Source organism: Amorphus sp. MBR-141 (genome assembly GCF_053628695.1).
This window is the reverse complement of the sequence record NZ_JBRJGW010000007.1, coordinates 289,245-295,412: the sequence shown is the minus strand read 5'-3', so window position 1 is coordinate 295,412 and position 6,168 is coordinate 289,245. Positions and strand designations below refer to the sequence as shown.

General features: G+C 70.4%; 6 protein-coding genes. All 6 read right to left on the bottom strand.

Annotation, left to right across the window (positions count from 1 at the left end):
• Nucleotides 1–530: 530 nt before the first annotated feature.
• The 6 genes from ACSSVZ_RS12490 to ACSSVZ_RS12465 all read right to left on the bottom strand — a co-directional run bounded on the left by ACSSVZ_RS12490 (nt 531) and on the right by ACSSVZ_RS12465 (nt 6,109).
• Complete coding sequence (locus tag ACSSVZ_RS12490; RefSeq protein ID WP_453970426.1) at nt 531–2,642, bottom strand: ASKHA domain-containing protein; 2,112 nt, start codon at nt 2,640–2,642, stop codon at nt 531–533.
• A 14-nt stretch (nt 2,643–2,656) separates the two neighbouring features.
• Nucleotides 2,657–2,980 carry a hypothetical protein gene (locus tag ACSSVZ_RS12485; protein ID WP_453970424.1) on the bottom strand — a complete coding sequence of 108 codons (324 nt, stop codon included), beginning with the start codon at nt 2,978–2,980 and terminating at the stop codon, nt 2,657–2,659.
• A 118-nt stretch (nt 2,981–3,098) separates the two neighbouring features.
• Nucleotides 3,099–4,049, bottom strand: a complete 951-nt coding sequence (locus ACSSVZ_RS12480; RefSeq protein ID WP_453970423.1) for a dihydropteroate synthase — start codon at nt 4,047–4,049, stop codon at nt 3,099–3,101.
• Complete coding sequence (locus ACSSVZ_RS12475; RefSeq protein ID WP_453970421.1) at nt 4,046–4,960, bottom strand: methylenetetrahydrofolate reductase; 915 nt, start codon at nt 4,958–4,960, stop codon at nt 4,046–4,048. The genes ACSSVZ_RS12480 and ACSSVZ_RS12475 overlap by 4 nt, the downstream gene beginning before the upstream one ends.
• On the bottom strand, nt 4,953–5,255 hold the full coding sequence (locus tag ACSSVZ_RS12470; protein ID WP_453970420.1) for a virulence factor: 303 nt from the start codon (nt 5,253–5,255) through the stop codon (nt 4,953–4,955). Before ACSSVZ_RS12470 ends, ACSSVZ_RS12475 begins: the two co-directional genes overlap by 8 nt.
• 239 nt (nt 5,256–5,494) lie before the next feature.
• The gene (locus ACSSVZ_RS12465) at nt 5,495–6,109 is read right to left on the bottom strand and encodes a DUF1638 domain-containing protein (RefSeq protein ID WP_453970437.1); all 615 of its coding nucleotides are present in this window, start codon (nt 6,107–6,109) and stop codon (nt 5,495–5,497) included.
• Between the last annotated feature and the right edge of the window lie 59 nt (nt 6,110–6,168).

Here is a 6,168-nt window from a genome sequence, read left to right as displayed (position 1 = left end):
CGCCCCGGCTCCGGGAGGGCGGCCGGTTTGTTCCGCTCACGCCGAGTGCGCTACGCGCATCGGCTCCGCGAGGGCGCCCTGACCGGGCGGCGCGCGGTCGCGCGCTGGTGGGAGTCGTGCGGGGAGTGCCGGTTTGCTCCCTGCGTGCCTTTTACTCCGCTCATCCCCGCGAAAGCGGGGATCCATAGGGCCGGCCAGATGGCTCAGGAGGTATGAGAGGTTTCTCGGGAGCAGCCTAATCTCCGCCGGTCCAAGACCTGCCGAAATCCCCCAAAGCCCCACCCCAATCTCCACTCATTCCAGCGAAGGCTGGAATCCAGCTAGGGCAGTTTGATCCGAACCAAAGAGCCGGAGACCGCGCGCGGCCCCTGCCCAGCACATCCACCCGCCTCCCGTCTGCGGCAATCTCCGCAACTGGATTCCAGCCTTCGCTGGAATGAGCGGAGAAAACCGGAGCCTCAGGTGCAAGCCACCGAAGGGATGAGATCCGAGGAAGGGGCCCGCCCTCAACATCGACGGCCCAAAAACCCCTACTCCGCGATCTCGCCCGTCTCCGTGGCAGGCCGCCGCACGCCGCGCCTCGAGCGCGGCCGGCCGCTGGTCGACGCCCCGCCCGTCTCCTCGCCCGTCGTCTCGCCCCGGGCCGTGGCGCGGGGCAGCGGCAGCGGCACCGTGGCCGACAGCTTCGGGAACCGGTCGACCTTGTTGGGCAGCGCCATCGCCGACACGAAATGGCCCTGGAAGGCCGGCTCCAGCGCCGTCTCCACCTTCTCGATGCGCCCGACCAGGTCCTCGATCTCGGCCCGGTGCGTCTTGTTGAGCAGCACCATGCGCGCCCCGGTGCCGGCGGCGTTGCCGACGGAGGCGACGTGGTCGAGGCCGCAGTCGGGGATCAGCCCGATGACCATCGCGTACTTCGGATCGATGTAGGAGCCGAACGCACCGGCCAGCCGGATGCGGTCGACGTGATCGACCCCCAGCCGGGTCATCAAAAGCTTCACGCCAGCGTAGAGCGCCGCCTTGGCGAGCTGGATGGCGCGCACGTCTCCTTGCGTCACCCGCAGGTCGATCAGCCCCCGGTGCAGCACGTAGGCGAAGGTCCGCTCGGTCGGCACGATGCGGTCGGAGACCGCCGCGAGCCGGCCGTCCAGCACCCCGTCCTCGGTGAGGATGCCGGCGAGGAACATCTCGGCCACCGCCTCGACGATGCCGGAGCCGCACAGCCCGGTGACGCCGACCGAGGCGACCGCCTCGTCGAAGCCCTCCTCGTCCGACCACAGGTCGCAGCCGATCACCTTCAGCTTCGGCTCCAGCGTCACCGGATCGATGCGCACGCGCTCGATGGCGCCGGGCGCGGCGCGCTGGCCGGAACTGATCTCGGCGCCCTCGAAGGCGGGACCGGTCGGCGACGAACAGGCGATCACCCGCTCGCCCTGGCCGAGCACGATCTCCGCGTTGGTGCCGATGTCCACCAGCAGCGTGACGACCTCCGAGGCCGCCCCATCGCCAACCGGCGTCCGGCCCGGGCCTTCGGCGAGCGTCGCCGCCGCCGCGTCGGCGCCGACGTGGCCGGCGACCAGCGGCGGGATGTAGACGCGCCCGCACGGGTGGATGCCCAGCGCGATGTCACGGGCGGCAAGCGAGATGCTGTCCGACACCGCCATGGCGAACGGCGCGCCACCGAGCTCGGTCGGGTCGATGCCGAGGAACAGGTGATGCATGATCGGGTTGCCGACGAACACCGCCTCGACGATGTCGGTGGCCGCGATGCCCGCCTCGCCCGTCACCTTGTCGATCAGCCCGCCGACGGCGCCGCGCACGGCCTCCGTCAGCTTCGCCACCGCGTCGGGGTTCATCAGGATGTAGGAGACCCGCGACATCAGGTCCTCGCCGAAGCGGACCTGGGGGTTGGCGGTGCCAGCCGAGGCGACGGTGCGCCCGGAGCCGAGATCGCAGAGATGCGCGGCGATGGTGGTCGAGCCGATGTCGACGGCCAGCCCGAAGATGCGGGCCTTCTCGCCCGGCCACAGCCCGATGACGGTGTTGCCCTGTCCGGACGAATGGACGGCGGCGGTCACCGTCCAGTCACCGGCGCGCAGCACCTTCTGGACGGTCGCCAGCAAGGGGGTATCGAACGCCAGCCCGACCAGCTGTTCGGCGGCGATCAGCGCATCCCGGATGCGGTCGGCGTCGCCGCGCGGCACCTCCATCGAGGGCTCCTCGACGGTGACGGTGACCAGATGAGTCGAGGCATCGACGGTGATCGGCCGCCCCTCGGCGCGCTTGCGCACCACCGCCGCGTGGCTCGCCACGTCCTGGGGCACGTCGACGACCAGGTCGCCCATGATCTTCGCCGAGCACGACAGCCGCCGGCTGTCCGGCAGCGACCTCAGCCGCCGGTAGCGCGCCTCGGTCTCGGAGAACGGCGTCAGGTTGTCGGCCGAGGACACGATCTGGTGCTTGGAGAACGCCCCCTCCTCCACCGACACCTGGCAGCGGCCGCAGATGCCGCGCCCGCCGCACACCGATTCCACGTAGACGCCCAGCCCGCGCGCCGCATCCAGCAGCGGCGTTCCGAGCGGAAACCGGCCACGCCGTCCCGAAGGCTGGAACACCACAAGGGCGTCGGTCGGTGCGGGCATCGGTGATCCCTTCGTCAGTGCTCGGTTTTTTTCAGCCGGCGCGTATTCCTGCGCACCTGCTGGGCAAACGGCGCGACCGCCTTGGCGGAGAGCCGGTTCTTTTTTGCCTGTGTAACCTTCGGCCGACCGCCGAGGGCGAGCTGCCAGAAGGCATCGATGCTCTGGCGCGCCATCTCGCCCTGGACGGCCAGGCCCGCCTGGGCGGCGGCCGTCATCTTTTCCTGGATCATGCGGCCGATCTCGACCGTGTCCTGTGGCTTACCGGCGGCGGCGGCCATCGCCATGTCCTGGCAGCGCATCGCGATTACGAACGGCGCCTCGAACCACAGGCTGGCCACGTCACGTGTCAGTCGGGTCATCGCTGTCTGTCGTCCCGGGCGAATGAGAGGAAGGGGCGGTCCCACGGACCGTACCCTGCTTCAATCGCACCGCCTGGGGATTGTTCCCGCAATGCGGTCACACCGCCGCCGGCGCCCGGCGCCGGTTTTCGCGGCGCTGGCGCGGGGCCTCGCCTTGCGGCGCGGCGACCCCGTCGACCATGATCGGTGCCGGACGCGGCTCGCTCTCCGGCCGGTTGGCATTCAGCCACTTGCGGCAATCGGGATCGAAGCCGAGCAGCGCGTTGGCGGCGCGGATGGCGTTCATGTCCTCCATGTGAAGCGGGTTCATGATCGCGGAGGTCATGCCGGCGGTCGCCGCCATCGACAGGAAATGGCCGTTCATGGTGCGCCGGTTCGGCAGGCCGAACGAGATGTTGGAGGCGCCGCAGGTGGTGTTGACGCCCAGCTCCTCGCGCAGGCGCCGCAGCAGCCGGAACACCTGCCGGCCCGCGTCGTTCACCGCGCCGATCGGCATCACCAGCGGATCCACCACCACGTCCTCGCGGGGGATGCCATGGTCGGCGGCCCGCTCGACGATCTTGCGGGCGACCTCGTAGCGCACGTCGGGATCCGGCGAGATGCCGCTCTCGTCGTTGGAGATCGCCACCACCGCGGCGCCGTACTTGCGCACCAGCGGCAGCACCCGCTCCATGGTCTCGTCCTCGCCGGTGACGGAGTTCACCAGCGGCTTGCCCACATACACGGCCAGCCCCGCCTCGAGCGCCTCGATGATCGAGGAGTCGATGGAAAGCGGCACGTCCACCAGCGACTGCACGAGCTGGATGCACTCGGCGAGGATCCTCGGCTCGTCGGCCAGCGGAATGCCGGCATTGACGTCGAGCACGTTGGCGCCGGCCGCCACCTGGGCGATCGCGTCGGCGGCGACCGTCGAGTAGTCGCCCTGGCGCATCGCCTCGGACAGCTTCTTGCGGCCGGTCGGGTTGATCCGCTCGCCGATCACGCAGAACGGCGCCTCGAACCCGATGACCACCTCGCGGGTGGCCGAGGACAGGACGGTACGGCTCATAGTCCGGCCTCCGCGGCGACGGTTTCGGCTTCGACTTCGGGCAGGACAGCGGCGGCAGACCAGGTGCCGCGCTCGCTCAGCCACTCGGCCGTGCGCCGCAGCCCGCCGAACGGATAGACGTGCACCTGGGCGATCGCCGATCCCGGCTCCTCGGCCAGATGCGCCTCGAGCGGTCCGAACACGCCTTCCGGGCTGTAGGAGGTCGCCAGCACCGCCAGGCTCGAGCCGCGCGAGCGCAGGAACGACATGGAAGCGCCGACGCCGCACAGCGCCGCGTACTTGACCAGCGTGGTGATCTTTGCCGGGCCGGCGACGCCCACGTGGATCGGCAGCTGGTTGCCCGAGCGCGCCAGACGCCGCGACCAGGCGATCACGAGGCGCGGATCGAACGAGAACTGGGTGACGATCCGCATGTCGGCGCCGGTGCGCGCCGCGAACGCGTTCTTCCAGTCGAGCGCCTTGCGGATCTCGTCCTCGGAAATGTCGGGGCTGCCCTCCGGATGGCCGGCGACCGCGATGGAGGTGATGCCGTTGTCGGCGAACATCCCGGTCGCCAGCGCCTCCATCGACGAGGCGAACGGCCCGGCCGGCCGCGCCACGCCGCCGGCGATCACCAGCGCCTCGCGCACCCCGCCGTCGAGGGCCAAGCGGGCCAGGCGGCTCTCCAGCTCGGCCCGGCTTTCGATCCGGCGCACCGGAATGTGCGGCACCGCCACGTAGCCCGCCCGGGTCAGACGGCGCGCCGCTTCGATCTGCACCGCCGCCGGCGCGGTGCCGGTGTCGGTCAGGTAGACGCGGGTGCCGGCCGGGAACAGCCGCTCGAGGTCGGCGAGCTCCAGGATCTGTTTCGGGGACGCCTCGATGGAGGCCTCTGCGGTGAACGGCGAGGCAGTCCGGGCAGGGTCAGCCATGGTCATATCCCCGGGTTTCGACAAGCGCCTTCAGGCGGTCGATGGAGTAGGTCTCGCTCAGGAGGGTCGACGCGGCGTCGGCCTCGGTCTCGATGTCGTCGCCGCAGGGCTCGGGCGCGCCGCGTCGCCAGTCGGCCAGGTACGGGTCCTCGCCGGCGGCGCCGCTGGCCATCGCGCATCGGTCGATCGCGACCGCGAACCGGTCCGGCAGCAGCCGCTTGGCCTGCCTCCTGCCCGCCTTGACGATGACCTGGGCGGGAATGTCCCGCCAGAAGACGACGACCCGTTCGGCCATGGCCTGCTCCTATCCTCAGGCACCGACGATGCGCGTGTTCCGCGGCGCGGGATGCAGCACTTGCGACGCGGCAAATATGGTTTGCGACACTTGCGTGTCGTGGCTGTCGCAAGGCTGACGTGGGGACGGATTGCGCAACCGGGCGGAGGGGGCGTGCGCGTGCGCACGTGCGCACCAATGCGCGCGCAGAAAAGCGCAGAATCGCGCAGTTCCGTCCGCGTTTTCTGCAATTGGAAAGGTCAGAGTGCGCGCAGGAACGGGGTCAGCGCGCCCATGCCGGTGGCGCGTCGCACATAGGCCAGGCCGAGCCGGTCGGCCGCCGCCCGCGCCTTCGCATCGAGCGCCGGATCTTCGGTCTGCGCGAGATAGACGACGCTGCGGTAATGACCGAAATACATGTCGCGGAGCTCGGGATGCCGGTCGAGGCCGAGCGGCCGGATCACCAGCGTCTCGAACTGGCGAGCCAGGAAATCCGTGAGGAAAAACGCCGTCATGTCCTCGTCTTCGGCCGGCTGCGGCCCGTCGAAGCCCGCCATGAACATGGCGTAGCAGTGCGGCCCGTCGATGCGCGCCACGCCCTCGTCCTCCAGCACCCGGTCGAGCCGGCCGCCGGTGCCGCAGTCGCCGAAGGCCACCACCACCTCGGACGCACCGGCCGCCCGCGCCGCGCGGATCGCGCCGCGCACCGCCTCGGGAATACGCTCGGGGTGGTTGTGAAGGGTGGCGGGAACGCAGGCGAGCCGCAGATGTTCCAGCCGGTTGGCGGCCTTCACCGCCAGGATCTCGCGGGCCAGCGCGCCGCAGGCGATCACGGTGACGGTGCGCGGTTCGGCGATCCGGTCGCGCGCGTCCATGTCGTCGAGGCTCTCCTCGACGAGATCAATGTCGCGGGGGGCGAAGGCGTCCAGCATCG

Bases quoted from the DNA above. Each gene is read 5' to 3' on its own strand.
- ACSSVZ_RS12475 (WP_453970421.1), bottom strand. From the start codon at position 4,960: ATGGCTGACCCTGCCCGGACTGCCTCGCCGTTCACCGCAGAGGCCTCC.
- ACSSVZ_RS12480 (WP_453970423.1), bottom strand. From the start codon at position 4,049: ATGAGCCGTACCGTCCTGTCCTCGGCCACCCGCGAGGTGGTCATCGGG.
- ACSSVZ_RS12470 (WP_453970420.1), bottom strand. From the start codon at position 5,255: ATGGCCGAACGGGTCGTCGTCTTCTGGCGGGACATTCCCGCCCAGGTC.
- ACSSVZ_RS12490 (WP_453970426.1), bottom strand. From the start codon at position 2,642: ATGCCCGCACCGACCGACGCCCTTGTGGTGTTCCAGCCTTCGGGACGG.
- ACSSVZ_RS12465 (WP_453970437.1), bottom strand. From the start codon at position 6,109: ATGGACGCGCGCGACCGGATCGCCGAACCGCGCACCGTCACCGTGATC.